The following is a 26631-nucleotide window of genomic DNA, read 5'->3' on the forward strand; positions in this document are numbered from 1 at the left end:
AGCGGAAGTTGGTGGTCGGAAGTCAGACCTTCTGAGCTCGAATGGTACGATTGCTCCGACCTCCGACTTCCGACCTTAATGAACCAATGTAAAATCAATCTGCCGTTTACCCAGATCTACCTTTTTAACCTTGATCGTAACTTCATCCCCCAGCTGAAACTTCTTTTTCCTTCTTTGTCCGATAATGCAATAGTTTTTTTCGTCCAGGACATAAAAATCATCAGTAAGATCGCGAAGCCGGACCATCCCTTCGCATTTATTTTCGATTATCTCGACATACATTCCCCACTCTGTGAGGCCTGAAATGATACCTTTAAATTCTTCTCCAATATTATTTTCCAAATATTCGGCTTGTTTATACTTAACTGATGCTCTTTCCGCATCTGCGGCTTTTTTCTCCATTTGTGATGAATGGAGCGACATTTTTTCATAATCTTCCTCGCTCACTGATTTTCCGCCTGTCAGGTACAGTTCCAGTAGACGATGAACCATAACGTCGGGGTACCTTCTGATAGGAGAGGTGAAGTGCGTGTAAAAATCAAATGCAAGACCATAGTGGCTATGCTTTTTAGTGGTATAAATTGCTTTGGCCATTGACCGGATAGCTAGTTGTGTAAGTACATTTTGCTCCTTTTTGCCTTCTACATCCGCCATTAAAAAGTTTAATGAACGCGCAGTTTCGCGGCCTGAACTGATATCGATCTTGTATCCGAATTTTAACGCAAATTGTGAAAAACTCAATAAAGCATCTTCTTTTGGCGAATCATGAGAGCGGTATACAAAAGTAAGCTTCTGCTTTCCTTTTCCTTTCTTGGCGATAAATTCAGCTACCTTTTTATTAGCCAGCAGCATGTAATCCTCAATGAGTTTATGTGCATCTTTACGCTCTTTGACAAATACTCCAAGTGGCTTTCCGCTATCATCCAGACGGAACTTTACTTCCGTACTTTCAAAGCTGATCGCCCCATGTTTGAATTTCCTTTCCCGGAGTATATAAGCGAGTTCGTTTAATTTCAAAAGTTCCTCGCTGTGCGTACCTGATTTATTTTCAAGAATTTCCTGAGCTTGTTCATAGCTGAACCGCGTATCAGAATGGATGATGGTTCTACCGTACCATTCGCTAATAACATTTGCCTCGTGATCTAACTCAAAAACTGCGGAGAAGCATAGTTTATCCTCGTTGGGTCTTAACGAGCACAGGCCATTTGATAAGCGCTCAGGAAGCATAGGAATAACCCTGTCGACGAGATAGACAGAAGTACCCCTTTCGAAAGCCTCTTTATCTAGAGCAGAATTTGGAAGAACATAATGGGAAACATCAGCGATATGGACTCCTACTTCTATATTCCCGTTATCTAAAGTTCTGTAGGAGATGGCATCGTCAAAATCTTTCGCGTCTGCCGGGTCTATTGTAAATGTTAGAATATTTCGAAAATCTCTTCGTTTTGCAATTTCGGCGCTAGTGATCGCTTCAGGAATTTCATCAGCTTCTTTTTCAACATCTGCGGGAAATTCAAGCGGAAAACCGTAATCCGCGAGTATAGCATTCATTTCCGCATTATTCTCACCCTGCTTTCCGAGTACGTGAGTTATTGTTCCAATCGGGTTTTTGGCATCTTCCGGCCAGTCGATAATTCGCGCAATTGCTTTCTCGTTGTCCTTACCACCATTTAAGCTATCCAGTGGAATAAATATATCATGAAGCATTTTACGGTCGTCCGGGACAAAAAATGCAAACCTCTCGGATAACTTAATGATACCCGTAAAGTCCATTTTAGCCCGGGTAATGATTTCTACAACTTCGCCGTCTTTTTTGCGTCCTTTGCTTTTAGCGTATACATATGCTTTAACAGTATCACCATGGAGCGCATTTCGCAGCTTCCGGGGTGCTATAAAAATGTCTTCTTCAAACTCGTCTTCGCTAACGATATAGGCTGATCCGTCCGCGGTCATGTCAACCCGGCCAGTAACAAACGTTTTCAACTCTTTCAATATGAACTTACCTCGTTCAGGTTCCGAGAGTAAGCCCTTACGGGTCTCTTCTTTTAAAATCTGAAGTATCTGGTCGCGCGATTCATCATCATGCAGGTTAAGTTTTGAAGCAACTTGCTTATAATTTAAAGCTTTGTGTCCTGATTTCTCAAAAACATCGCTTATAAGCTTTGTTAAGACCAGGTTAAAGTTATTGGATTTCTTTTTTGACATTTTGCACTAATTTTTGCTAAGATAATGATAAGTGGGATAACACTTGGAATTGGAGGATTGTTGTAGTCTGGAATAGGAATTATAGGATGCGAGGATGAATAGGATGCTGGGCGCAGATATGCTAGAATAGGATTCATAGGATTATAAGTTCAATAGTATGCCGGGCGCAGAAATATCTGGAATAGGATGTATAGGATTACAGAATGAATAGGATGCTATGCGGAAACGTGTTAAACAAGTAAGAATTGGTATGCGATTAATGAACCGTATTCAGCTTAATTCTTTCATAAGTTTATCAAATTCATTTCTCAGATCTCTAAGTTGGGTTTCCAGTGTGGAAACTCTTTCTTCAAGTTGTTTATTATCGCCTGTACTGGTTCGTTCGGTTTGGATTTCCTGAACATCCCCCATAACATCTCCGAGAAGGTGAATGTAACGAACTTCTTTTTGGCCCGGACGACGTTCAAGTGCTTTAATAAACGCAAGTTCAGGATCAGACAATTTTTGGAGCAGCGCATTCACTTCATCGAGAGTCTCAAATTCATATAATCGGCTGGAATTAGTATTGATTTCACCAGGGGTTTGACTGCCCCTTAAGAGCAACAAGCATATAATAGCCAATTCAGAAGGCACGAGCGGATATAATATGGCCAGGTTATGTTTGAACTTTAGGACGCGGCTCGTGCCGCCAGTTGCGGTTGATATTAGCCCTTTTCGCTTTAATGTGTCAAGGGTATTGACAATCTGTGCCTCAACATATTGGACAATTGGATTGCGAGACGTCTTTTGGTTGCAGGCAGCCATTAGACTGTTTATAGTCATTGGATAATAATCCGGAGTTGTTCTGCTCTTTTCGATTAAAGATCCAAGTACACGTTGTTCTGCTGCATCAAGAAGTGGTATTGTGTGATTCATTTTCAAAGATAACAGACGCCAGGATTTAGCTCTAAATTCTGTTAAAAAAAATGTTGATAAATTGATTACCCATTCCAGAAGCTTTTCACAAGAAGGACACCCTTTCCTGGACTTCTCCAGAGGTTCGTATCGTTTGCAGTACAGTTAATTGTAAAGTAGAGTATACGCAATAGATTTAGCCTGCCAACAGTGAACTACGGTTTCTCATTTTCATGATTTCTTTTCCGGCTTTTCGTAACCACATATCCTTTTTTACTTCGATGCCAGAATAAATGATTTCAGGTCTTTTCATCCCGAATAAATACTTCACCAGCGTCCCGTCAGGGTAAGCGGTGTTCGATACTTTTAATATGATTTCCATTTGAGCATTTTTATATACTCATTAGATATCAAGTACTGTGCCAGTGGTTTACAAACTCATTCTCAGGAGGCTGATATTTATCAACCTATCATAACTCCCGGTTTATTGAGTACGGGTATTCGGATGAGATTGGATTCAACGATACTTTCCGGGACAAAAATGAATTTCTTATCGAAGATTTCCCCATTAATGTAATAACTGAGCCAGTATTCGTTGGTTAAACCAAAAACCTGCTCATCTATCATTTCTATTACTGCATAATCCCGGGCTTTAATATCTCCAATAGAATGCCTCAAAATCGAAGTCTTTACTGTTTCACCATCTTTCTCTCCGTAGCCTTTAGAACTTACCAGTACGGTTTCTAATGGTTCATCTTTCATGTTTATCAAATAGACATTCCAGTTCTTAGTTTCCGGTGTTGCGCTCTCCATAACAACGGCAATTGATACATTTTCGACTATATTTTTTGGAAAATCTTTCTTCATATAATTTTCTCCCTACATGCGGGTTATTTTTTCGCTTTTGCAGGTGCCTTCTTGACAGGTGGTTTTTTAGTCGTCTTTTTTACCTTTGGCGCGAAAGCGTCCGGAACCTGATCAGTTATCAGTTTTTTAATATTCTCAAGAGTTAATACAGCTAATTCTTCGCTTGTGAATTTATCATTTGTCGCTGGGTTTTTACCAAGCTTAAGCATCAACTTTCCAAAGCGGATAAACGGCCCCCAACGCCCATTTTCTATGGCAATCTTTTCACTTTCCCATTGCTGGATGAAGCGATTTGATTCCTTTTCAATTTTTTTAGTGATTAACTCCTCTATTTCGGGCTGTCCCAGTTTGTCGAAATTATAACGGGCAGGAACATTGATGAATAAATTATTCCATTTGATAAATGGCCCAAAACGCCCTTTACCCTTCGTTACTCCCAGGCCCTGGAAGTGTGCAATAGGGGCATCTGCAAGGTTTTTCTCATTTATTATTTCTATAGCCCTTTCATAATTTACAGAGAGGGGATCTTCGCCTTTAGGAATAGAAATAAAATTTTCACCCCATTTTACATACGGCCCGAATCGCCCTAAACCAACACTTATTTCTTTGCCTTCGTAGTTTTCGAGTTGGAACGGAAGCTTAAAAAGTTCGAGCGCTTCTGCCAGACTTATAGTCTCGATCATCTGGCCTGCCCGCAGGCTTGCATATTTAGGTTTCTCGCTGTCTTCATTTTCTGCTGCCTCGCCAATCTGAACAAATGGACCAAACCGGCCAATACGCACGGAAATCTTTTTTCCGCTTGCTGGATCAACCCCCAGATCGCGTTCACCGCTTGCGCGATTAGCATTTTGAAGGGTAGTTTCCACTTCTATGTGAAAAGGTTTATAAAATGAACGAAGCATTTCCGTCCAGTTTTTAAGCCCCTGCGCTATTTCGTCGAATTCCTTCTCGACAGAGGCAGTAAAATTAAAATCGACTATTTTCTTAAAGTGTTCTACCAGGAAGTCATTCACCACCGCCCCAATATCAGTGGGGAAGAGTTTGTTTTTTTCTGCGCCGGTATTTTCCGATTTTATATCAGAGTGTATTTTCCCGTTCTTCAGGCTTATCACCTGGAAATCACGTTTCTTTCCCTCACGTTCCTCCTTGACCACGTAGCCACGATTTTGAATCGTAGAAATAGTAGGTGCATACGTCGATGGTCGACCGATGCCAAGTTCTTCAAGTTTCTTTACCAGGCTCGCTTCAGTATATCGGGCAGGAGGCCTTGTATAGCGCTCCGTGGCATTCATCTCCCGAAGATTTAATTTTTGTCCCTTAGATAAAGGCGGCAGGATTGAGTTCTCATTCTCCTCATCCAGGTTTATTTCCTGTTCCTCTTCATCTGTGGATTCAATATATACCTTCAAAAATCCATCAAATTTCATCACCTCACCATTTGCCACGAATTCCTCTTTTCTTGTGGAGATGTCAATTTTTGCTGTCGTTTTTTCAAACGCAGCTTCTGCCATTTGTGAAGCGATTGAACGTTTCCAGATCAGGTCATATAAACGTTGTTCTGAGGGATCTCCGTTTATAGTATGATGCTCAAAATAAGTAGGCCGAATGGCTTCGTGAGCTTCCTGAGCACCTGCTGATTTTGTTTTATATTTTCGTTCCTGATGGTATCTCTGGCCGAAAGCCGATTTTATTTCTGCGGCGGCAGCATTCAATGCTGTGTCTGATAGATTTACAGAATCCGTTCGCATGTAGGTTATCTTTCCATGCTCGTAGAGCTTTTGAGCAACCGACATCGTGCGGGCTACAGAAAAACCTAGTTTTCTGCTCGCTTCCTGTTGCAGGGTAGAAGTAGTAAATGGAGCTGCAGGATTTCTTTTTGTGGGCCTGGTTTCCAGGCTTTTTACGGTAAATAGGGCATCGGTACAATCCTTTAGAAAGCTCTCCGCCTGCGCCGCTTGTTCGAAACGTTCAGGAAGTTCAGCGCGGAAGATTTCTTTTTGATTATCGGTAGTGAAAATGGCGACTACTCTAAAAGCAGCTGTGGGTGTAAATTTATTTACTTCGCGTTCCCGGTCGACAATTAGGCGCACTGCAACCGATTGAACCCGCCCGGCCGATAGTGATGGTTTTACTTTTTTCCATAGAACAGGGGAAAGCTCGAAGCCTACTAGTCTGTCAAGGACACGTCTGGCCTGCTGTGCATAGACCAGGTTATAATCGATTTTGCGCGGATTTTCAATGGCTTTGAGAATAGCTGTTTTAGTTATCTCATGAAAAACAATTCTTTTAGTTTTATCTTCTTTCAATCCAAGGGTCTCGAACAGATGCCAGGAGATTGCCTCTCCTTCGCGGTCCTCATCCGAGGCTAGCCAAACCATTTCGGCTTCTTTAGAAAGTTTTTTGAGTTCGTTAACAACGGCTCTTTTGTCAGCTGGTACTTCATACCTCTGCTCAAAATTATTGCCTACATCAATTGCATCGTCGGTTTTAATCAGGTCACGGATATGGCCATAACTTGACTTTACGAGAAAGTCTTTACCAAGATATCCTTCTATAGTTTTTGCCTTCGCTGGTGATTCAACAATAAGTAGATTTTTTGCCATTCAGTAAAATGATATTTGCAAATAAAGACAATATTAAAGGGAAAGCCAAATCGGGGAGGCAGTATAAGCGATAAATGGGAGGTTTGGAAGAGTAAACGGCAACAGGTTTTATACCAGAAAACCCCCGCCTAACAAATCACTTCCTTCATAGAAAACTGCCGATTGGCCCGGAGCTATCCCAGAAACAGAATGGTGGAAATCGACTTTAACTGTATCACCTAATTGGGTTAGCGTACTTAATGCGCCTGAGTCTTTATACCTTATCTTGGTAATTGCTTCTAAAGGCTCAGTTATGCTGTCATATTTCACCAGGTTTATATTTCTCACCAGCGCTTCCGAACGTTCCAATTCATCTATTGTGCCCAGCATAACTGTATTTGACTCTGGAAGAATCCGGGTAACGAACATGGGATGTCCGAAAGCTACTCCCAGTCCTTTTCGCTGACCAATAGTATAATAAGGATATCCCAAATGCTTTCCCGCAATAGTTCCATTACTAAGCATAAAATTACCCGGGCCAATTCGCTCATCCAGATCCTGGACCTTATTCCTTAAAAAGGCGCGGTAATCATTGTCAGGTACGAAGCAAATTTCATAGCTTTCAGACTTGTTAGCCAGTTCAAGCTGTCCCATATCTTTCGCCATCTGCCTTATTTCCGCCTTGGCGAAACTGCCCAAGGGGAACTGGGTACGGGCAAGGTTCTCCTGCGAAACACCCCATAATACGTAAGACTGATCTTTATGCTCGTCTTTGCCTTTTGATATCACGTACCTGCCGCTATCCTGTTTACGGATATTGGCGTAATGGCCCGTGGCGATAAACTCACAATCGAGCTTATCTGCCCGCTTTAAAAGCGCCTCCCATTTAATGTGAGTATTACAAAGGACACAGGGATTTGGAGTGCGCCCAGCAATATATTCATCAACGAAATTGTCGATAACAAAATCGCCAAACTCCTCCCGAATATCAAGAATGTAATGAGGAAATCCGTATCCAACAGCCAGAGCCCGGGCGTCGTTTATACTGTCAAGACTGCAGCATCCGGTTTCTTTCGATGAGCCCCCGGCAGACGCATAATCCCAGGTTTTCATAGTGAGGCCAATGACTTCATAACCTTGCTCATGGAGCATGACTGCTGCCACCGAGCTATCTACACCACCACTCATGGCTACTAAAACTCTGCCTCTTTTACTCATTGATATTCAATTCGGTGCAAAGATAGGTGTTTGGAAGATCAATTTGAAGCGCAGACTGTCAGGGACGGGTCTTTTTTAGTCTTCCTACTTCACAAAAACTGTTTTTACGTTGACAAATTCTCTGATTCCATGATACGAGAGTTCTCGCCCATAGCCCGACTGCTTAATACCACCAAAAGGCAATCGCGAATCGGATTTTACAAAGGCGTTTACAAAACATGCGCCGGCCTGTAATTTTGTGGCTGCTATGTTTTCTGCCCTTTTAATATCCTTCGAAAAGATTGCGGCGCCCAACCCGAAGATGGAATCATTAGCAATTTGAATTGCATGTCCTTCGTCTTTCGCTTTGATAATTGCAGCTACTGGTCCAAAAAGCTCTTCGTCGTAAGCAGGCATACCTTTGCAGACTTCTGTTAATATTGTAGGAGGGTAAAATGCATTATTTACATCGGATATGACCCCGCCAAGCAGGCATTTAGCACCCATGCCAACACTTTTTTTAACCTGTTCATGAAGTTCGTTTCGCAAGTCGATTCTGGCCTGGGGGCCTATTTCGGTGGTTTCCTGCAGCGGGTCGCCTATGATTTTCGATGTCATTTTCTTCACAAAAAGACTAGTGAATTCCTCTTGAACCGATTCAACTACCACAAATCGTTTGGCAGAAATACAGCTTTGCCCGCTGTTTATTAAGCGGCTGTTCACGCAGGTTTCCGCAGCAAGTTCGATATCTGCATCCTCAAGAATTAGATAGGCGTCACTTCCGCCAAGTTCCAGAACAACTTTCTTGAGCATTGAACCTGCTTTTTGAGCAACCTTTTTTCCCGCAGCCGTACTGCCTGTGAGAGTTACGGCCATAATCAATTCATTTTCTATCACTGCATCGACCTCAGATCCCGGGATAAGAAGAGTGCGGAACACATTTTCGGGGAAGCCGGCAGATTTAAGAATATTCTCGATTTCAATTGCGCAACCAAATACATTAGAGGCGTGTTTTAAGACACCGCAGTTCCCTGCCATAAGCGTCGGTGCAAGGAAGCGAAATACCTGCCAGAACGGAAAGTTCCAGGGCATTACCGCGAGTATTACGCCTAAGGGCTGATAAGTAATAAAACTTTTAGAAGCCTCTGTGTTAACTGGCTCATCCTTTAAAAATTCGGCGCCATTGACTGCGTAATACTCGCAACAGTCGGCACATTTTTCTATTTCCGCAAGGCCACCTTTAAAAGGTTTGCCCATTTCCAGGGCCATCAATTTAGCCAGTTCGGCCTTCCGCTCGCGAAGAATTAATGCTGCATTATTTAAACAGTTCGCCCGCTCAGAAAAAGAAGTATTACTCCAGTCTTGCCAGGCTGAATAACTCGAGCTAATGATCTTATTAACTTCATTAATAGTGTGGGTTTCATAAGATTTAATTATAGTCCCGTTAAAAGGATTAATGGAGTCAATTATCATCGGGAAAAGGAATTAATTTTTTCTCACAGAATCACCATCAATGTTTTCTCTCAGTCTTTCACTCCGGTTTTCAATTGTATCTCCAGTTTTCTGAAGTGTTTCTTTAATATCTTTTCCAGTTTCTTTTAATTCTCTTCCGGTTTTTTCCAGAGTTGTTTCGATCGAATCGATCCGTGCCTCAGCACTTGTGATGATATCATAAACATTCCCATTTCTGAAAACCACTGTACGATCGGCAAGATCATATTTCCATACTTCGGCAACAAGGATATCACGCTTAGATGTCGGTTCACCGGCTAACTGAATGACTTGTTCTTTAGTCATTCCTTTTTGAATGGAAGAAAACTCTTTTTGCTTATCAACACATGAACCTAAAATAAGGATACTTAAAAGGACTAACAGATACTTTTTCATTTTCTAAATTATTATTTGGTTAGGAATTAAACATGTTAATTAAGATTAAGTTTTTTAATCCTCATCTTTGCTTTTTCCGTACTTATAGGGTAAATATCTCCCATATTATTAAAAGAAACCTGAATCATGAAATTCAAATTATTCACAGCAATTTTTTTCGCACTATCAATCACACAATTGATGGCGCAGAATCACTCTACGGACGAGATTAAAACCAGCAAAGGGTCTCTTAAAGTTCATCCTGTTATGCATGCATCATTCGTGCTAAGCTTGGATAATAAGACAATTTATATAGATCCAACAGGCAACCCGGAGATGTATAAATCATTCGGAGCCCCGGATATTATTCTCATAACTGATATCCACGGCGACCACATGGACCTTAGGGCATTGGAGGCCTTGAATACTAAAAAAGCAATAATTGTGGCTCCACAGGCTGTTGCTATGCAACTTCCTTTGTCGGTAAGAGAGAACCTTGTTATTTTAAATAATGGAATGGCGACCAGTCAGATGGCTATCATGATAAAAGCTATTCCGATGTACAATTTGCCCCAGGCGGCTGACTCACGACATACTAAAGGCAGGGGGAATGGATACCTTTTGACGATAGGGGGAAAGAGCATTTATATTTCCGGAGATACAGAAGATATTCCTGAAATGCGCGCCCTTGAAGATGTTGACGTCGCTTTTGTATGTATGAATCTGCCTTATACCATGGATATTAACCAGGCCGCGAGCGCTGTTCTGGAGTTTAAACCATCTATTGTTTACCCATATCATCACCGTGGACAGGATATCAATGAGTTTAAAAAGTTAATTAACGATAAAAACAGGAAGATTGAGGTGAAGTTGAAAAATTGGTACCCAACAACCAATTGAGAATGGCGTGTTGAGAGTCTATTTTTCGACTGAAAACCTATAGATAGATATCGTGTGATATTTTTCTCCCGGATTTAACACTGTGGACGGGAAAGATGGCTGATTTGGCGAATCGGGGAAATGCTGGGTTTCCATCGCGAAGGCCGTGCGAAAGTCGTCTTTGCTTCCATTTTTAAAGGTGTTCTTTCCCTGCATAAAATTGCCGCTGTAGAATTGCATTCCAGGTTCCTGCGTGAACACATCCATGACTATTCCCGATTTATCGCCTTTAACCCTTGCTGCATGAATCATCCCAGTTCCTTCCTTACCATTCAGGATATAATTGTGATCGTAGCCTTTCCCGAACTTCAGCTGCTCATCGCCTGCTTCAATTCTTTCACCAATTGTTTTTTCACGGGTGAAGTCAAAAGGGGTGTTGGTTACGCTTTTCAGCTCTCCTGTTGGGATAAGGTTGCTGTCGACCGGAATAAATTTATCTGCAAAAATTTGAACTGTGTGGTTCAGGATCATTCCGCTGCCTTCGCCGTTAAGGTTGAAAAAAGCATGGTTAGTAAGGTTCACCACGGTCTTTTTATCAGTACTTGCTTCATATTCCATCCTGATCTCATTGCTGTCAGTTATGGAATAGGTAACCTTGGTGCTTAGTTCGCCCGGAAATCCTTGTTCTCCATCTTCTGAAACATAGGTAAATATCAGGGTTCTGTTATCAGGTTGGCTTACACCCCATACCACGTCCTGAAAACCCTTTTTACCTCCATGAAGGGCATTTTGTCCATTGTTTAAAGGTATTTGATATTCAATACCATCAAGTTTAAACTTTCCGCCGGCGATCCGGTTCCCATACCTGCCAATGGTAGCACCAAAGTAAGGTTCAGTTGTTTTGAGATAGCCATCAATATCTTTAAATCCAACGACAACATCTGTCGCTTCCCCATTTTTATCCGCGATCTGCAATCCGACTATCCTTGCCCCATAATTTGTAAAGTGCGCAGTTATCTGACCGTTTCCTATCTCGTACGAGCTTATCTTATTACCATCTATTATTTTACTGAAGGCAGAAGTGTCCAGGGCAAATTTCGAGGCATTATTCATAGTATTTGTAGATTGAGAGATATTGTTACACGAAAATAAAAAGCTAGCGGAGCATATTGCCAGGTACAGGTAAACATTCGATGGCTTCGTTATATACATCTTATTTGTTGTTTAGTTTTTTTATGAGATCGGTTTCAGCGCTGCGGTATATTCTACCATCTGGCCAGAAAATATCATGGAACCAGTCTTTTGGCTGACTTCCATCTTTCAAGGGTGTATCCCAGGCATAAATGGTATTGGTTTTGCCAGCAACAAGACCCCAGTTAATAGCTCCAACCTTTTGTTCTTTCAGCATGGGCATGGTGTTTTCAAAGGTACTATTCTTAGTCCGGGCCATGTATTCGGTGCATATTAGCGGCCGGTCGTGCGTCTCTAACAACATCAGTACGCGTTTATGCCATTCCGGCGCTTCGTAGTTATGGTAGGTGATGATGTCCGAATTCGCAATCTGGAAAGCATTCAGTTTTTCAAAATCCCATCTCCAAAGTCCGGCTGTAATCGGCTGATCGGTATTCGCAGATCTTGCCCATTCGAATACTTTCGAGAGAAGGGGCAAAGAGCTTTCCAGTTTTCCGGAGTTGCCAGGTTCATTATAAAGGTCCCATAGAAGGATCCGTTTATCTTTAGCGAAATAGCTCATCACATCCTTTACATACTTCTCCAGTGCAGGAAAGTTTTCTGTCTCTTTGTGAGCCGGGTCACCCGGATCCTGTAACCATCCGGAATTGTGTATTCCGGGCAGAGGTGCCGGTTGCTTCCCAACAAATCCGACTTTATTCCAGCAATCATCGAAAAAAACAAAGATTGTCTTAATATGGTGCCTTTCGGCGATATCTAAATAACGCCCTATTCGTCCTTTGAATCCGGAAGGGTCTTGCTTATAAGCCAAACTGTGCAGGTAAACACGCATAGTATTGAATCCGAGACTTTCAGCCCATCCTAGCTCTCTGTCGATTGTCTGAGGGTCAAACGTTTCCGCCTGCCACATCTCTAGTTGGTTGACGGCATTGCTGGGGATAAAATTGGCGCCGTTTATCCAGGGATGTTGGGCATACCATTGTTTTGCTCTCTCTGCACTCCAGGGTATACCGGATTGGGCGTTTAGATTTAAGGAAACTGCCAGTAATAGGAGTGCAGCTATAAAATGTTTAATTCTCATGTTAATATATTGGCTTGATGAATAATTATCGGCCTGTCCTTGCGAGAGAAACGAAGCAATCTCTGAGGTGCAGGGGAGATTGCTTCGTCGTACCTCATCGCAAAGACACGATAAACATGTAACCTAATTATTTATAATTCTACGCTTTTATGATCAAAAAATCTAATCAGTTTGCATTTTGCTACCTGAAAGGAACCTCAAAAGTTCTAAAACTATCACTAATGCTCAATATTTTCGTTTCAATTTAATCCTTCCTGATTTTCGATAGTCAGAACGGTATAAAACGGCGCCAAAATGAAAACCGCAATAAGATATTTCTTCATACCGCTTGGCTTATTTTTTAGCCTGACACTATTTTCCTCATTCTTTTCTCATTCGCCAGCCAACCCGAAATTTCCTTATAAAGAACAAGGTCTTTCGGAGCGACAGGCAGCGGCTCATTTAATAAGCCGTTTTACCTATGGAGCGAAGCCCGGGGATATTTATGCTGTAGTGGACTTAGGATTAGAAAAATGGTTTATGCAGCAACTAAAGGGCGAAATGCAAGACGATGCACTTCAACTCATGTTGAAAAACTATGACGCCATTAACTTAAGCAATCAGGAAGTGTCTAAGATTTTCCCAAATGGTGGTCAAGTCCTGCGGATGGCAACTAGAGACGGCGTAATTCACAAAGATTCGGTTGCCCAGGCGGGTAAAAAGGAGTATAGGCAGCAACTTTTGGTTTACATGAAACAACATGGTTATAAACCCCAGGCAGAGCTTTATCGGCAGCTAATTAATCAGAAGATTCTCAGAGCGGCCTACTCGAACAACCAGGCAAGAGAATTGCTCACAGATTTCTGGTTCAATCACTTTAATGTTTCATTAACTAAGGGACAATCTGCTGAATTTATCCCCGCTTACGAACGGGACGTTATCAGGCCGAACGTTTTTGGAAATTTCGAAAATCTCGTCCTTTCCACAGCAAAGTCACCGGCTATGCTAACTTATCTTGATAATGTGATGAGTTCCGGTACGCCGGAGAATCTTCCGCAGGCAGTTAATCCACAGCTTCGAAATCGAATTGCTGCACGTGCGAAGATGACTAAGGTAGATACTTCAACCATGGCCAAAGCGGCTACCCAAATACAACAGAAGAAAAGATCCCAGGGTATCAACGAGAATTACGCCCGTGAAGTCATGGAACTTCATACTTTGGGTGTGGATGGCGGTTATACTCAATCGGACGTGACCAATGCTGCGCGAATATTAACGGGATGGACCATCTATCCAATGGAAAATGGATACGCCTCTGTTGTAAAAAATATGATCGAGAGGATAGGAGAAGATAAGCTGGCAAAACACGGCTTTGTGCACGAAGGGGATTTTCTTTTTGCTGCAAACCGGCACGACACGGGCGAAAAGGTGGTGCTTGGTACAAAATTTCCAGCCAACGGTGGATATGAAGAAGGGGTAAAGCTGCTAAAAATGCTGGCCAATCACGAATCGGCGGCAAACTTTATTTCGAAGAAAATTGCAACACGTTTCGTAAATGATAATCCGTCACAAAACCTGATTGATAAGATGAGAACGACGTACATCAAATCGAAGGGAAATATTTCTGAAGTTTTACTAACGATGGTTTACTCCCCGGAGTTTTGGAACAAAGATGCACTCCGTGAAAAGACTAAATCTCCTTTCGAGCTTGCAATCAGTGCGGTAAGGAGCTTGGATGCTCAAATCTTACAGCCTTACCAGCTTTTTACATGGATAAACCGGATGGGGCAAAAGATCTATTCTTATCAGGCACCTACAGGATTTCCAGATAAGGGCCAATACTGGATTAATACCGGTTCTTTACTGAACCGAATGAACTTTGGTCTGGCGCTCGCTTCTCAGCGTATTCCGGGGCTTAAAGTAAACCTAGCAGCTCTGAACAGTAATAGGGAGCCAGAAAGTTCGGAAGCGGCGCTTGTGACATATGGGCGGCTAATCATGCCTGAGCGAGATTTAAGTCAGACGATTGATCGCCTCAGGCCCATGCTGAACGACCCTGAACTACAAAAGAAAATCGATGATGCAGCTACCAAAGCTACACCGAAGCAGAAGACCGAGGAGGATTCTTTAATAATGATAGGGGAAGTGGAAAGACCTGTTAAGCCATCCTCTAAGGGTAATAAAACGGAGCCGCATAACACTATGCTGGCACAGGTTGTCGGTGTTATTCTGGGATCTCCGGAGTTCCAGCGTAAATAAAACATTAGTATTAATTATGATATCGAGGAAAGCATTTTTGAAAGCAAGCGGTCTTGCACTTTTTGGGATCAGTATAGGAGGAATCCCTACGTTCCTGGCTGAAGCAGCAACTTTGGTACAAACACCAGGGCTTTTCAAGCGTAGAAAAATATTAGTTTCCATCTTTCAAAGAGGAGCCATGGACGGCTTAATGGCTGTTACGCCTTTTGGAGACTCATATCTTCAGGCCGCCCGACCCGGTCTAATGATGTCGGCTGCAAAAGCGGGCAATGTAAATCCACTGATTGATCTCGACGGCCGCTTTGGTCTCCATCCATCAATGAGAGCATTGGAAAGTCTGTTCAATGAAAAGAGAATTGCTATTGTTCACGGTATTGGCTCCCCAAATAATACCCGATCACATTTTGATGCACAGGATTATATGGAGTCCGGAACCCCGTTCAGTAAGGGGACATCTAGTGGTTGGCTAAACCGTGCGGTTGGACTTATGGGCCACGATGCTACTCCATTTCAGGCAGTGAGTCTTACTTCCTCCATGCCAAGGTCGTTTTACGGAGACATGCCATCTTTGGCCATTAATAATTTACAGGATTTCTCCATCCAGATGAAAGGAAATCCTATGGGGACGAGTCTTGTGTCCCAGAGTTTTGAAGACTTATATGATCAAACTTCATCGGACTTGCTAAATCAAACAGGGAAAGAGAGTTTTGATGCTTTGAAAATGCTTCAGAAAGCGGATACCAAAAATTATAAATCTGCAAATAACGCGATGTATCCAAATACTGCTCTCGGTAACTCTCTAAAGCAGATTGCCCAGTTAATTAAAATGGATGTGGGTTTGGAGATAGCTTTCGCGGAATCAGGAGGTTGGGATACTCATTTTAATCAGGGGAAGGATACCGGGGTTTTCGCGAGAAATGTGTCTGACTTGAGTAATAGTATTTCAGCGTTCTGGACGGATATGACTTCCTACCATGATGATATAACGGTCATGACGATGACTGAATTTGGTCGGACTGTTAAGCAAAATGGAACCGGAGGTACAGACCACGGACGAGCATCATGTAATTTTATTCTTGGAAATGATGTGAATGGCGGACTTGTCCACGGTAAGTTGCAGCCTTTGGCAATTGAGAACCTGGAAGATGGGCGCGACCTAACGGTCACGACCGATTTTAGAAGTGTATTCAGCGAAGTGGCTAATAAGCATTTACTTATTAATAATAATAAAGTACTTTTTCCGGGATTTGACGGCAAGGTAATTGGGGTGATGAAAGGCTAGTCGATTTTCCCTTTTTATATTAAACTTTCACCCCCGGATATTCACAGATCAAAAACATTCAACTGAAAATTGCTGTTCTTTGTAAAAGAGACAGAATGAATTTTAGCTTCCCAAAGAGAACCCTTGTATTTTTATTTATCATTTCCACCTTCTTCGGATGGTCGTGTCAGACCGGACCATTTAAGGTATTTAAATCAGCTTCGCCCCACGAACTATATGAACGGAAGCTAATCAGTTCAGGCCTGGGAAATACCGCCATTGGCAAATCGTGGATAGAGTTTTCCGATGAGGTGCTGGAAGATCCTTTGGCTATTGAGATCCCTTACCTGGAGAAAGGCTACTTTCCACCAGAAAAGGTGCAGGCTGCAGCCTTTAGCTTTAAAATGGAGCGCGGACAAAAACTTAGTATTAAACTAATGCGGAACCCACAGATAGGTTTCATGGTTTATACCGATATCTGGGAACGTGAAGAGAGTGGAACTTTAGACTTCATTGGTTCTTCTGATACTTTGGGAACTGACTTTCAATCAGAAATCAACCGAACGGGAACTTATATTTTGAGGCTTCAGCCGGAACTCCTTGCAGGTGGTAACTACACCCTCGAAATTACATCCGGACCCTCTTTAGACTATCCCCTTAAAAGTTACCAGAATAATCAGATCCGCAGTTTCTGGGGTGACGGTAGGGATGTCGGTGCACGCAAACATGAGGGAGTAGATATTTTTTCACCTTTTCGAACACCTGTATTGGCGATTTTACCCGGGACCACCCGGGTTAATGAAAGTAAGTTAGGTGGGAAAGTGGTGTGGCTTCGTCCGGAAGGAAAAGACTACTCCGTATATTATGCACACCTTGACGAACAGACTGTTAGCGACGGGCAGTTCGTGCAGATTGGCGATACAATAGGAAGGATGGGTAACACGGGTAACGCTATAACAACGCCTCCGCACCTGCACTTTGGAATCTATACAAGGGGAGGTGCAGTTGACCCGCTGCCATTTATCAACCCCCGGATGAAAGACGTGCCGGAAATTACTTCTAAAATGAGCCTGATCAACGATACACTGAGGACTGTTGGAAGTGGTTCGTTTACAGATTCAAAAAAAGGAAAGTCAGTATCATTAAAACAGGGGACTATTGTTCAGGTTAAAGCGGCAAGCGGCCCTGGATATAGAGTTGAACTACCGGATGGAACCCGTGGATTTTTGACATCATCAAAGCTTGCGGAAATTTCAGAGAGACTCCGGTCAGTTAAAATTGACCCTTCTCAAACCCATATATACGCAAAGCCAGATACATCAGCCGCGGTTAAAGTGACGCTAAAACCTGAAGAAACAGTGGATGTGATAGGAAGTTTTGGGGATTTCGATTTGATAAATATTGGCAAAGTACGCGGTTGGATTAAACGGTGATCGCTCATAAACGATTCTTAATTATTTATACTTCCCGTATTTAAATCGTAGAAATAGCATCGCCACATCCATCAGGAATGCGAATGCATTGGTTATAATGATCGGAAGCGATTCGAGTTTGATCCCATACCAAAACCATAACCCATTCCCGCCAAGAAGAAGGATAAACATTAAAGAGCTTACATCAACTTTTTTTTCCTGAATGGATTTAACGAACTGGGGGACTAATGAAGCAGCCGTTAGTGTTCCGGCAATTATGCCAATAATCTGTTTGTCCATAAAGGCTTAATACAGATATAAAAATTTTTGTTTGGCGCAAATCTGGTTTAAAGTGAAATTTTACTTTTTGGACGTTACTATAAATGATATACAAGGAAGAAAAGTGTAGACGATCAAACAAAAGCTTCAGCCGACCAGAAAAAATTCTTCCAGATGGTGCTATAATCCATAATATAATGAATTGGCCGGGTACATGGATGAGTTTATTTGATGAATTCTGTATCAATTTGATGCATATATTCCTTTATAACCGTCACTTATTGCGTGAAATGTTAAAAATTTTAATTTTAAAATAACTGTATTATAATTTATAAAGAAATCTATTTCATTAATAGGAAAGATATGGTTCTTCAGTGTGTCTAAAGAGCGATATTCTCCCTTGATTTTCTATACCAGCTATAAGTTCTGCAAATGGAGGTACCGTAAAGCTTACGGGGCACTTGGTTTGCACTATAGTGTTTATGGAGATCTATATTAGAAACATGCTGAGTATACGGTGTGTAATGGTTGTGGAATTGCAATTGAATAATTTGGGTTTTCCTTGCCGGTCGATTGAAATTGGAAAAGCCGAAATAATAGGTGAGCTTAAGTCAGACGACCTCTCTCATATAAGAACTACCTTACAAAGGTGCGGCCTTGAGCTTGTAGATAGCAAGAAAGGTATACTTGTAGACAAAATCAAGAGTGCCATCATCGAAATGGTAATGGATTCCAATAAGCAAACTAAAATTAGGTGCTCTGATTTTTTGGTTTCAAAACTTAACCATGATTACACCTACCTGGCTAACGTCTTTTCTGATATGGAATCGACAACAATAGAGCAATTTATTATCCTTACCAGAGTACAAGTTGTAAAAGATCTTCTTATAAAAAGTGAATTAAACCTTAATGAGATCTCGTGGAGACTAAATTATAGTAGTGTTGCACACCTATCGGCACAGTTTAAGAAGATTACAGGTCTTACCCCATCGCAATTCAGGCGATACGCAATTGAGGTTCCTCAAATGTGTGAATTATATAAACATTCGTAAAAGTTGTATAACATCCTGGTTTTTTATTGCACTAAGTTTATATAACCAATATTCTGTTCAAACCAGGGGTATTGAAGATTCCTAAACTTACTTATTTTTATGAAAAAACAATTTACGTTACGTGCTGGTAGTGCCACACTACGTGCTTACCTCGGCTTCCCAAAATTGGGTAGTACGATGTATTATTTTGCCATGCTTTTCCTGGTCTTCCTTTCGGCCTGTAAAAAAGATGATTTTGAAGGGGAGGTTATTGGCCTTTGTCCAGTAGTAGTATCCACTGACCCAATGGATCTAGCAGTGGATGTCCCTCTTAATAAACTCATTACTGTAACCTTTAATACGGCTATGAATCCGGCAACAATAAACAATACATCCTTTGTAATCAAACAAGGGAGTACGGTAGTTCCCGGAGTGATTGCCACAACAGCTAATCCAGCTGTATTTACTTTCAAACCGAATGCACCTCTACTTCCTTTTACGAAGTACTCGGGAACGATTACTACTGCAGCGACAGACACGTTACGTACGGCAATGGTTGCTGACTATAATTGGACGTTTACGACCATTCCGGTAGTTACAACTGCGTCAAGTCCATTGGCAACAGGGACTACTACGGGAGGAGGATCTTATGCGCAAGGATCGCAGGTTACGGTTACTGCTACACCTAGAACGGATTATACCTTTACTAATTGGACAGTTGCTGGAACAGAAGTTTCCAGAAGCGCCAGTTATACTTTTACAATGGCAGGTAACAAGGACCTGGTAGCTAACTTTGCCCCTGTGCCAATCGGACGATTCGCTGTGAATCTTTCTTCAAATCCGGCTGCAGGTGGAACAACTACCGGCGCGGGTTCTTATGACCCAGGTGCTTCCGTTACTGCAACTGCGACCGCTAACCCTGGATTTGTATTTGTTGACTGGACTGAAAACGGGACCAGAGTTTCAACCAGTTCAAGTATCCAATTCTTTATAAATTCAGATAGAACGTTTGTCGCCAACTTCAGAGCGATACCGGCAAATCAGGTAGCCCTTGTATTATCATCTAATCCCCCAGCGGGCGGAACTACAGATGGTGAAGGAGCATATGCTGTCGGTACTTCCGTAACGGCACAGGCAACTCAAAATGTGGGGTATACCTTTACCAATTGGACTGACCAAATTACCGGAGCGGTATTATCTACAAGCCCGAATTATACATTCGTGTTAAGCACCAATCGTAGCCTAAGAGCGAATTTCACACTTAATACCTATACGCTTACTACCAATGCGACGAATGGTACGGTTACCAAAGCACCGGATCAGCCAACATATAATCATGGAAGTACAGTTGTACTTACGGCAACGCCGAGTCCAGGATTTGTGTTCTCAGGATGGACTGGTGATGCCACTGGTTTAACTAATCCGCTAACGGTGACAATGGATAGAAATAAAAATATTACTGCGAACTTTACAGCGATACCGACCAATGCGTTTACTTTAACGGTAATAGCCACCAACGGGTCAGTTACGAAAAACCCTAACACCCCTACTTATGCCAGCGGATCGACGGTGCAGCTTACTGCAACTCCAAATACTGGATTCCGATTTACAGGCTGGAGTGGCGATGCCACCGGTTCAACGAACCCGCTGACGGTGACCATGAACGCAAATAAGACGATTACTGCTAATTTTTCCCCATTAGCCCAACCACTATTTACTTCAATTTTTGGAGCCTTCGGTGGAAGCGCAGGTATAACTAACCAGGGTATTAATACGCGAATCGTAAATGGAAGTATTGGTACCACAGGCGTGTCTACACTGATAACCGGGTTCCATGACGGAACTACAGGTGATGTGTATACAGAAACTCCACTTAACATTGGATTGGTTACCGGCAGGGTTCATGCGGCACCTCCTGCTCCGGGATCTGCAGCTTCAGCCTTAATCGCAACTAATGCCTTAGCAGCGATGCAAGCCTTTTATATCAGTATTTCACCAGCTAACAGGCCTAACGGTACTATCCTTAGTAATGATGAACTCGGCGGTAGAACATTAGCTCCGGGAACATACAAATCTGCGAGCGGTACATATGCTATTACAAACGGAAATCTTACGCTTGATGCACAGGGTGATCCTGATGCAGTATGGGTATTCCAGGTACCTACAGCATTAACAGTAGGTGTAGCTGGCCCGACCGGTGCGCGCAGTGTGATATTGGCAGGCGGCGCCCAGGCACGTAATGTTTACTGGTACGTAGGTTCAGCGGCAACTATTAATGGTGCAGGTGGAGGAGTTATGGTTGGAACGATCATTTCTTCATCGGGAGTTACTTTCTCTACGGCAGGGAATGCAGCTCAAACTGTACTAAATGGAAGAGCACTATCACTGGTTGCCTCGGTAACTATGGTTAATACAACCATTAACGTACCTCAATAAGCTTTAATAAATCTAAAAAGTAATCCCCTTTGGGGGATTACTTATCAAATAAAATTGAATTTTTAAAACAAGATCTATATGTTTTTCAAAATTAAAATCATTCAAAAAATTATCATTTGCTCGATAATGATAATCCTGGCCCACGGGACTGTTCAAGGGCAAACTTCACCCTGGTGGTTCGGAGTATCAGGCGCTGCCAACCTTAATATCTATGATGGTACCACCCAGCGGTTGAATAATTCGCTGTTTGTTCCCACGGCATTCCACAGAGGATTTGGAGTAAAGCCTTATGGCTCATTATTCCTGGAGTACAGATCGGGCCCGATTTGGGGTGCTATACTGAATGTGGGTTATGATGGGCGCGGAGCTAAGTTTAATAATGTGATGGCTCCCTGCGATTGCCCTGCAACGCTGAAATCAGATTTAAGTTACCTAAGTGTGGAGCCTAGTTTAAGAATGGGTTCTGCAACATCTAATTTCTTCTTTTTTGCAGGCCCAAGAATCGCCTTTAACAGGGATAAATCATTCGCCTATACGCAAGAAAAGCAACCAAATACGGATGCTGATTTTAGTGCAGTACGCAAGACCATTATTTCCGGCCAGATAGGAGTGGGTTATGATTATATCATATCATCTCCTGAAAAGGAAGCCAAAGTGGCTTTTTCTCCGTTTTTGTCTTTTCATCCTTACTTCGGCCAGGATCCGCGCGATATTGAAAGCCTGATGATCTCAACGATAAGAATGGGTGTTGCCCTTAAATTTGGTAAAGGTAAAGCTGAGGAGATCGCAAAGACTCCTATTGCTGTTATACCGGTGGCTCCAGAGATAACTTTCTCGGTTAGAGCCCCAACAACGGTGGCTGTAAAACGCCAGGTGAGCGAAACCCTGCCATTGCGTAACTATATCTTTTTTGATGAAGGTTCTGCGGCTATTCCAAACCGTTACGTCATGTTATCAAGAGACCAGGCAAACGATTTCCGTGAGGCTCAGCTCCAAAACATACAGACACAAAGTATGGGCGGACGTTCAGCCCGCCAGTTAAATGTATATCACAATATTTTAAATATAACCGGAGACCGTTTAAGGGCGAATCCAGGTTCTACCATCTCTTTAAGTGGTGCCTCTATGGCTGGCCCGGCAGAGGGAAAACAATTTGCTGAAAACATAAAGACTTACCTGGTCAATATGTTTGGAATTGATGGATCAAGAATTACTACTATGGGCCGCACCAAACCACTGCTTCCATCTGAGCAGCCGGGTGCTACTAGAGAAATCGCTTTGCTTCGCGCGGGCGACAGACGTGTGGATATCGAAAGTACATCCCCTGAATTGCTAATGGAAGTTGGAGGCGGAATGATGAAGCCGATACAAATCGAAGCGGTTCAAATCGATCCGGAGGATAGCAATGTAATTTTCAATATTGGCGGAGCAATCAGCGAACTAAAATCATGGACAGTTGATGTTACTGACGAAAATGGCAGAAACCAACGCTTTGGTCCTTTCACCGGAAACCGGGAAAGCATCCCTGGAAGCAGAATATTAGGTGATCGTGCTTCAGGTAATTACAAAGTGACTATGATTGGGGAGACCAAAAGTGGTCTGAGTGTTACTAAAACAAGTAATATGAATATTGTGCGCCAGGATGATAGCCTTGAAAAAGGATACCGTTATAGCATACTATTCGACTTTGACCAGTCCAAAACTATTCAAACCTATTCCAGCTTCCTGAAAAATGTGGTTAGTCCGCAGATACCTGATGGAGCTACAGTAATCATCCATGGCCATACCGACATTATCGGCGAGCCGGAATACAATCACACCTTATCGCATAACAGAGCGGCAGAAGTTCAAAAAATTCTTGAAAGTGCTTTAGCAGGTGCAGGCAAGAATAACGTGCGGTTTGAAGCCGAAGGATTTGGAGAAAATGAAAGCAGGTCACCTTTTGAAAACAGGCTTCCTGAAGAAAGATTCTATAACCGAACAGTTATAATTGATATCATACCAAAGAAATAAACGTTTTATATTAATTCTTATACTGAAAGAGCTCCCGTTTCGGGGGCTCTTTTTGTTTAAAAGCAAAGCCGTAAGCAATCCCGATGCTCATGTAAGCATAGCTATCTTCAAAATAAATATTGTAATCATCCTGTCCCCGGTAACCTGTTCCAATCGTTAACCCAACGTTATCCATAAACCCCGGCTGATAAATAAAATTGACACTCGTGTTGAATCGTTTCCCGGCATTTGTTATGGAGAAATTTTGATAGGTATCAAGGATGTAAGTAAAGTTCGCATGTATGCGATAATGGTCCCGGTACTTATTCGCCCTTTGGACCTTATGAATGTCATAAATCCAGCTTCCATTCATGCGGATAAAACCATAATTTCCTGCTAATTCTTTCGAATATCCCAGCTTGAAAAGGCCAGTATGGATTTCTAGTCCTAATGAGGCGAACTGGTTCTCTGATCGGTTCGTACCTTGAGTGCTTTTACCGAGAGTATAGTCAAGCGTATAATAATTTGTCGTAAACTTTCCTTTCCCCCGGTTGAATCTGCCTATTGAGTCGAGCGTAGGCCCGTCCTGTCCGTTCGAATGATGAGAATATGCTAAAGCTAAAAACCGGGGCCGTTCGGGATCATTATTAAGTCTTCCGAAAACTTTCAGACCGGGCATATAGCTCGGCGAGCGCACGGGAGCTTTGCGTGCATCGAGTAATCTTAATTTGACCCTTGGCGAGAAGAGGGCAAAAAATCTGGATTTGCTCGTCTGAAAAATGGCCACATTGGGATTGACATCCGCTACAAGAGAGGTTTTAATCCGGTTTCCATATTCGTTACCAAAGAATCCGGCCGGGGCAGTCTGTCGGTAAATACTATTAAATGCCGTATTAGTAGTCTGAGCGTCTTCACTAATGGTATCCCGTAGGCTGCCAGAAAATGCGATCTCTGTCGTGAACATCACCATTAGTGTGATTATATAAATAAATGCCTTTGATAATTTCCAATTCATGTTTCATAGAATACGAATTTCTTTGAAAAGCAGTTTTGAAGTAATCCCATCCAATCAAGCATTTTTTACTCACAAAGCTGAGATCAATCTTGAATCTCTTCCACATTTTGATTGAACCAGGGATTGCTTTTATTTGTCTAATTTAGACACATGAAAAGGGCAGGCATTTCCAGAGTCGATGAAAAGGTGCAACTCCATACCCGGAACAAACATCGTGGACTCTACGATTTCCCGGCGCTAATAAAATCAGTTCCCGAACTTGAGAAGTATGTGGCACTTAATTCCTTTGGCGACCAATCTATTGATTTCAAAGAACCTGCTGCAGTAAAAGCACTGAACAAAGCCTTGCTTCATTACTTTTACGATGTTCAACTCTGGGATATCCCTGAAGGTTATTTATGCCCGCCGATTCCAGGTAGGGCAGATTATATCCATCATCTGGCTGATCTTCTAATGGATGAACAGGGTAAAAATCCTACGGGAAAAGCGGTCAAAATACTGGATATTGGCACGGGCGCAAACTGTATTTATCCCCTTATCGGCCACAAGGAATATCGCTGGAGTTTTGTCGGTTCTGAAACGGACCACATCGCCATACGCTCGGCAAAAAATATTATTGAAGCAAACGCCCTTAACGGGATAAGCATACGGAAACAAAGTTCCGCCTTTGATATTTTCCAGGGAGTGATACACCACGGCGAAACTTTTACTGCGACTATGTGCAATCCTCCTTTCCATTCATCCCTGCAGGAATCAATGGCAGGTACAGAGCGTAAATGGAAAAACCTTGGGAAACAGGGAGATGGATCCGATCTCAATTTCGGAGGTAAGAATTCAGAACTTTGGTGCGAAGGAGGAGAGTTGCGTTTCGTATCTAAAATGATCCAGGAAAGTGTGGCATTTGCCGGCAATGTAACCTGGTTTACATCACTTATCTCAAAAAAAGAAAGGCTCCCGGTTTACTACAAGGAACTGGAGAAAGTCAAAGCGACATACATCAGGACAATTCCCATGTCGCAGGGACAAAAACATTCGAGAATACTTGCCTGGACGTTCTGTTAGGGTCACCTTCCCACTTTAAGTGTTCAGTCACCACCTTCAGTTTTTCCACTTTCAGTTTTCAGTTTCCTACTTCACCTTTCACCTTCAAATTTTCCTCTTTCCCCTTAAAACTCTAGTGCTATAAAAATCGTAAATTGTAAAATGGGAAGGCAACCATTCTACAATTTCTAACGTGTAGTTAGTAGAATTAAAATTGTGGTCAACGGAAATGAACTTAAGCTTTTAATTGTCAGATGCATCAAGAGGGACGTAATTGCCCAGGAGTTGCTTTACAGGAATTTTTACGGCTTCGCAATGAGTATATGTCTGCGCTATTCTTCAAATCGTTCTGAAGCCCGAGTAATTATTAACGACGGATTTTTAAAGGTGTATAATAATCTGCACAAATTCGATGCAGAGAAGTCATTCCAGCCCTGGGTGAGCAGGATTATGGCGAATACTGCTATTGATCATTATCGTTCTGAGTCGAAGCACATGAATTTGCTGGATATTACTGATGTGGACGAAGTGTTTGAGCAGACTACTATTGAACAAAAACTATATTATGATGAGTTGGTTAAACTGGTCCAGTAGCTTTCTCCATCATACCGGACCGTATTTAATTTATATGCTGTCGACGGACTTACACACGAGGAAATCGCCCAAAAGCTGCATATCAGTGTTGGAGGGTCAAAGTCTAACCTGTTCAAAGCTAGGAAGAGATTAAGGGAGATTATAAAAGGACTGTATAAACAAAGTGAAAAGATAATTAATAGCAACGAACCGTTGATTGAGGCAATATTCGCCTGAGACACGCGGGGGTTAGTGTGGGTGTTTGACGAATCTAAACAAAATTAAAGTTGATGTACGTTCCGCTTATTATAAGTTTTATAATTTCTCTCCTGTCTGCGGCAGAGATTATTAAACCAATTTTTATTACCAAAAGCGCCGAAATAACACTTTTTTCGGAAGTTCCAATGGAGAATATTCAAGCTCTGTCTAAAAATGGCTATGGAATAATTAATGCCGAGAACGGTGAGATCCAGTTTGGCGTCTCCATCAGAAGCTTCCAGTTTAGAAAAGCCCTTATGCAGGAACATTTTAATGAGAATTACATGGAATCCGACAAATTTCCTGCCGCCAAATTCAAAGGAAAGTTAAGTA

The 26631-nt window shown here is 42.2% G+C and carries 21 protein-coding genes and 2 pseudogenes; 11 read left to right on the plus strand and 12 right to left on the minus strand.

Features of this window, described 5'->3' with window-relative positions:
- Nucleotides 1–75: 75 nt before the first annotated feature.
- The 8 genes from rnr to bamE form a co-directional block, all read right to left on the minus strand.
- On the minus strand, nucleotides 76–2205 hold the full coding sequence (gene rnr, locus WBJ10_RS04520; protein ID WP_424288341.1) for a ribonuclease R: 2130 nt from the start codon (nucleotides 2203–2205) through the stop codon (nucleotides 76–78).
- A 270-nt stretch (nucleotides 2206–2475) separates the two neighbouring features.
- Nucleotides 2476–3120 (minus strand): YceH family protein, encoded by a 645-nt coding sequence (locus WBJ10_RS04525; RefSeq protein WP_424288342.1) that lies wholly within the window; start codon nucleotides 3118–3120, stop codon nucleotides 2476–2478.
- A gap of 175 nt (nucleotides 3121–3295) precedes the next feature.
- Complete coding sequence (locus tag WBJ10_RS04530; protein WP_424288343.1) at nucleotides 3296–3481, minus strand: hypothetical protein; 186 nt, start codon at nucleotides 3479–3481, stop codon at nucleotides 3296–3298.
- A gap of 80 nt (nucleotides 3482–3561) precedes the next feature.
- The gene (locus WBJ10_RS04535; protein ID WP_424288344.1) at nucleotides 3562–3966 is read right to left on the minus strand and encodes a hypothetical protein; all 405 of its coding nucleotides are present in this window, start codon (nucleotides 3964–3966) and stop codon (nucleotides 3562–3564) included.
- A gap of 23 nt (nucleotides 3967–3989) precedes the next feature.
- The gene (topA, locus tag WBJ10_RS04540; RefSeq protein WP_424288345.1) at nucleotides 3990–6569 is read right to left on the minus strand and encodes a type I DNA topoisomerase; all 2580 of its coding nucleotides are present in this window, start codon (nucleotides 6567–6569) and stop codon (nucleotides 3990–3992) included.
- Nucleotides 6570–6677: 108 nt separating this feature from the next.
- The gene (gene mnmA / locus WBJ10_RS04545; protein ID WP_424288346.1) at nucleotides 6678–7766 is read right to left on the minus strand and encodes a tRNA 2-thiouridine(34) synthase MnmA; all 1089 of its coding nucleotides are present in this window, start codon (nucleotides 7764–7766) and stop codon (nucleotides 6678–6680) included.
- 84 nt (nucleotides 7767–7850) lie between these two features.
- The gene (locus WBJ10_RS04550) at nucleotides 7851–9218 is read right to left on the minus strand and encodes an NAD-dependent succinate-semialdehyde dehydrogenase (protein ID WP_424288347.1); all 1368 of its coding nucleotides are present in this window, start codon (nucleotides 9216–9218) and stop codon (nucleotides 7851–7853) included.
- Nucleotides 9219–9230: 12 nt separating this feature from the next.
- Nucleotides 9231–9632, minus strand: coding sequence for an outer membrane protein assembly factor BamE domain-containing protein (gene bamE, locus WBJ10_RS04555; RefSeq protein WP_424288348.1), 402 nt, complete (start codon nucleotides 9630–9632; stop codon nucleotides 9231–9233).
- Nucleotides 9633–9758: 126 nt separating this feature from the next.
- Between bamE and WBJ10_RS04560 the strand changes: the two genes are divergently transcribed.
- On the plus strand, nucleotides 9759–10511 hold the full coding sequence (locus WBJ10_RS04560; protein ID WP_424288349.1) for an MBL fold metallo-hydrolase: 753 nt from the start codon (nucleotides 9759–9761) through the stop codon (nucleotides 10509–10511).
- Nucleotides 10512–10529: 18 nt separating this feature from the next.
- Here WBJ10_RS04560 and WBJ10_RS04565 read toward each other — a convergent pair whose 3' ends face one another.
- Nucleotides 10530–11702 carry an aldose epimerase family protein gene (locus tag WBJ10_RS04565; RefSeq protein ID WP_424288350.1) on the minus strand — a complete coding sequence of 391 codons (1173 nt, stop codon included), beginning with the start codon at nucleotides 11700–11702 and terminating at the stop codon, nucleotides 10530–10532.
- 1 nt (nucleotide 11703) lies between these two features.
- Complete coding sequence (locus WBJ10_RS04570) at nucleotides 11704–12762, minus strand: glycoside hydrolase family 2 TIM barrel-domain containing protein (protein WP_424288351.1); 1059 nt, start codon at nucleotides 12760–12762, stop codon at nucleotides 11704–11706.
- A gap of 294 nt (nucleotides 12763–13056) precedes the next feature.
- Here WBJ10_RS04570 and WBJ10_RS04575 point away from each other — a divergent pair, with 294 nt between their 5' ends.
- From WBJ10_RS04575 to WBJ10_RS04585, 3 genes are all read left to right on the plus strand, one after another.
- Complete coding sequence (locus WBJ10_RS04575; RefSeq protein WP_424288352.1) at nucleotides 13057–15000, plus strand: DUF1800 domain-containing protein; 1944 nt, start codon at nucleotides 13057–13059, stop codon at nucleotides 14998–15000.
- 16 nt (nucleotides 15001–15016) lie between these two features.
- On the plus strand, nucleotides 15017–16282 hold the full coding sequence (locus WBJ10_RS04580; RefSeq protein WP_424288353.1) for a DUF1501 domain-containing protein: 1266 nt from the start codon (nucleotides 15017–15019) through the stop codon (nucleotides 16280–16282).
- Nucleotides 16283–16377: 95 nt separating this feature from the next.
- On the plus strand, nucleotides 16378–17694 hold the full coding sequence (locus tag WBJ10_RS04585) for a peptidoglycan DD-metalloendopeptidase family protein (RefSeq protein WP_424288354.1): 1317 nt from the start codon (nucleotides 16378–16380) through the stop codon (nucleotides 17692–17694).
- A gap of 21 nt (nucleotides 17695–17715) precedes the next feature.
- On the opposite strand, the gene WBJ10_RS04590 is transcribed toward WBJ10_RS04585, so the two are convergent.
- The gene (locus WBJ10_RS04590) at nucleotides 17716–17973 is read right to left on the minus strand and encodes a SemiSWEET family sugar transporter (protein WP_424288355.1); all 258 of its coding nucleotides are present in this window, start codon (nucleotides 17971–17973) and stop codon (nucleotides 17716–17718) included.
- Between the two features lie 461 nt (nucleotides 17974–18434).
- On the opposite strand from WBJ10_RS04590, the gene WBJ10_RS04595 reads away from it, so the two are divergent.
- The 3 genes from WBJ10_RS04595 (at nucleotide 18435) to WBJ10_RS04605 (ending at nucleotide 23432) form a co-directional block, all read left to right on the plus strand.
- Nucleotides 18435–19004 (plus strand): helix-turn-helix domain-containing protein, encoded by a 570-nt coding sequence (locus WBJ10_RS04595; RefSeq protein ID WP_424288356.1) that lies wholly within the window; start codon nucleotides 18435–18437, stop codon nucleotides 19002–19004.
- A gap of 99 nt (nucleotides 19005–19103) precedes the next feature.
- Entirely contained in the window at nucleotides 19104–21419 is a 2316-nt protein-coding gene (locus tag WBJ10_RS04600) for an InlB B-repeat-containing protein (RefSeq protein ID WP_424288357.1), read from the plus strand.
- 78 nt (nucleotides 21420–21497) lie between these two features.
- A complete protein-coding gene (locus tag WBJ10_RS04605; protein WP_424288358.1) occupies nucleotides 21498–23432 on the plus strand; it encodes an OmpA family protein in 1935 nt (644 codons plus the stop codon).
- A 10-nt stretch (nucleotides 23433–23442) separates the two neighbouring features.
- Here the strand turns inward: WBJ10_RS04605 and WBJ10_RS04610 are convergent, their stop codons facing one another.
- Nucleotides 23443–24426 (minus strand): hypothetical protein, encoded by a 984-nt coding sequence (locus WBJ10_RS04610; RefSeq protein ID WP_424288359.1) that lies wholly within the window; start codon nucleotides 24424–24426, stop codon nucleotides 23443–23445.
- 150 nt (nucleotides 24427–24576) lie between these two features.
- Between WBJ10_RS04610 and rlmF the strand changes: the two genes are divergently transcribed.
- The 4 genes and pseudogenes from rlmF to WBJ10_RS04630 form a co-directional block, all read left to right on the plus strand.
- Nucleotides 24577–25488 carry a 23S rRNA (adenine(1618)-N(6))-methyltransferase RlmF gene (rlmF, locus tag WBJ10_RS04615; protein ID WP_424288360.1) on the plus strand — a complete coding sequence of 304 codons (912 nt, stop codon included), beginning with the start codon at nucleotides 24577–24579 and terminating at the stop codon, nucleotides 25486–25488.
- Nucleotides 25489–25683: 195 nt separating this feature from the next.
- Entirely contained in the window at nucleotides 25684–26061 is a 378-nt protein-coding gene (locus tag WBJ10_RS04620; RefSeq protein ID WP_424288361.1) for an RNA polymerase sigma factor, read from the plus strand.
- A gap of 12 nt (nucleotides 26062–26073) precedes the next feature.
- A pseudogene (locus WBJ10_RS04625) lies at nucleotides 26074–26277 on the plus strand (RNA polymerase sigma factor); the annotation flags it as partial.
- A 53-nt stretch (nucleotides 26278–26330) separates the two neighbouring features.
- Nucleotides 26331–26631 (plus strand): annotated as a pseudogene (locus WBJ10_RS04630) (YceI family protein); the annotation flags it as partial.

The organism is Daejeonella sp. (genome assembly GCF_049655485.1).
Lineage (GTDB): Bacteria > Bacteroidota > Bacteroidia > Sphingobacteriales > Sphingobacteriaceae > Daejeonella.

Excerpts from the sequence above, each read along its gene's own strand:
- rnr (WP_424288341.1), bottom strand. The coding sequence starts at position 2,205 with ATGTCAAAAAAGAAATCCAATAACTTTAACCTGGTCTTAACAAAGCTT.
- WBJ10_RS04525 (WP_424288342.1), bottom strand. The coding sequence starts at position 3,120 with ATGAATCACACAATACCACTTCTTGATGCAGCAGAACAACGTGTACTT.
- WBJ10_RS04530 (WP_424288343.1), bottom strand. The coding sequence starts at position 3,481 with ATGGAAATCATATTAAAAGTATCGAACACCGCTTACCCTGACGGGACG.
- WBJ10_RS04535 (WP_424288344.1), bottom strand. The coding sequence starts at position 3,966 with ATGAAGAAAGATTTTCCAAAAAATATAGTCGAAAATGTATCAATTGCC.
- topA (WP_424288345.1), bottom strand. The coding sequence starts at position 6,569 with ATGGCAAAAAATCTACTTATTGTTGAATCACCAGCGAAGGCAAAAACT.
- mnmA (WP_424288346.1), bottom strand. The coding sequence starts at position 7,766 with ATGAGTAAAAGAGGCAGAGTTTTAGTAGCCATGAGTGGTGGTGTAGAT.
- WBJ10_RS04550 (WP_424288347.1), bottom strand. The coding sequence starts at position 9,218 with ATGATAATTGACTCCATTAATCCTTTTAACGGGACTATAATTAAATCT.
- bamE (WP_424288348.1), bottom strand. The coding sequence starts at position 9,632 with ATGAAAAAGTATCTGTTAGTCCTTTTAAGTATCCTTATTTTAGGTTCA.
- WBJ10_RS04560 (WP_424288349.1), top strand. The coding sequence starts at position 9,759 with ATGAAATTCAAATTATTCACAGCAATTTTTTTCGCACTATCAATCACA.
- WBJ10_RS04565 (WP_424288350.1), bottom strand. The coding sequence starts at position 11,702 with ATGTATATAACGAAGCCATCGAATGTTTACCTGTACCTGGCAATATGC.
- WBJ10_RS04570 (WP_424288351.1), bottom strand. The coding sequence starts at position 12,762 with ATGAGAATTAAACATTTTATAGCTGCACTCCTATTACTGGCAGTTTCC.
- WBJ10_RS04575 (WP_424288352.1), top strand. The coding sequence starts at position 13,057 with ATGAAAACCGCAATAAGATATTTCTTCATACCGCTTGGCTTATTTTTT.
- WBJ10_RS04580 (WP_424288353.1), top strand. The coding sequence starts at position 15,017 with ATGATATCGAGGAAAGCATTTTTGAAAGCAAGCGGTCTTGCACTTTTT.
- WBJ10_RS04585 (WP_424288354.1), top strand. The coding sequence starts at position 16,378 with ATGAATTTTAGCTTCCCAAAGAGAACCCTTGTATTTTTATTTATCATT.
- WBJ10_RS04590 (WP_424288355.1), bottom strand. The coding sequence starts at position 17,973 with ATGGACAAACAGATTATTGGCATAATTGCCGGAACACTAACGGCTGCT.
- WBJ10_RS04595 (WP_424288356.1), top strand. The coding sequence starts at position 18,435 with ATGGAGATCTATATTAGAAACATGCTGAGTATACGGTGTGTAATGGTT.
- WBJ10_RS04600 (WP_424288357.1), top strand. The coding sequence starts at position 19,104 with ATGAAAAAACAATTTACGTTACGTGCTGGTAGTGCCACACTACGTGCT.
- WBJ10_RS04605 (WP_424288358.1), top strand. The coding sequence starts at position 21,498 with ATGTTTTTCAAAATTAAAATCATTCAAAAAATTATCATTTGCTCGATA.
- WBJ10_RS04610 (WP_424288359.1), bottom strand. The coding sequence starts at position 24,426 with ATGAATTGGAAATTATCAAAGGCATTTATTTATATAATCACACTAATG.
- rlmF (WP_424288360.1), top strand. The coding sequence starts at position 24,577 with ATGAAAAGGGCAGGCATTTCCAGAGTCGATGAAAAGGTGCAACTCCAT.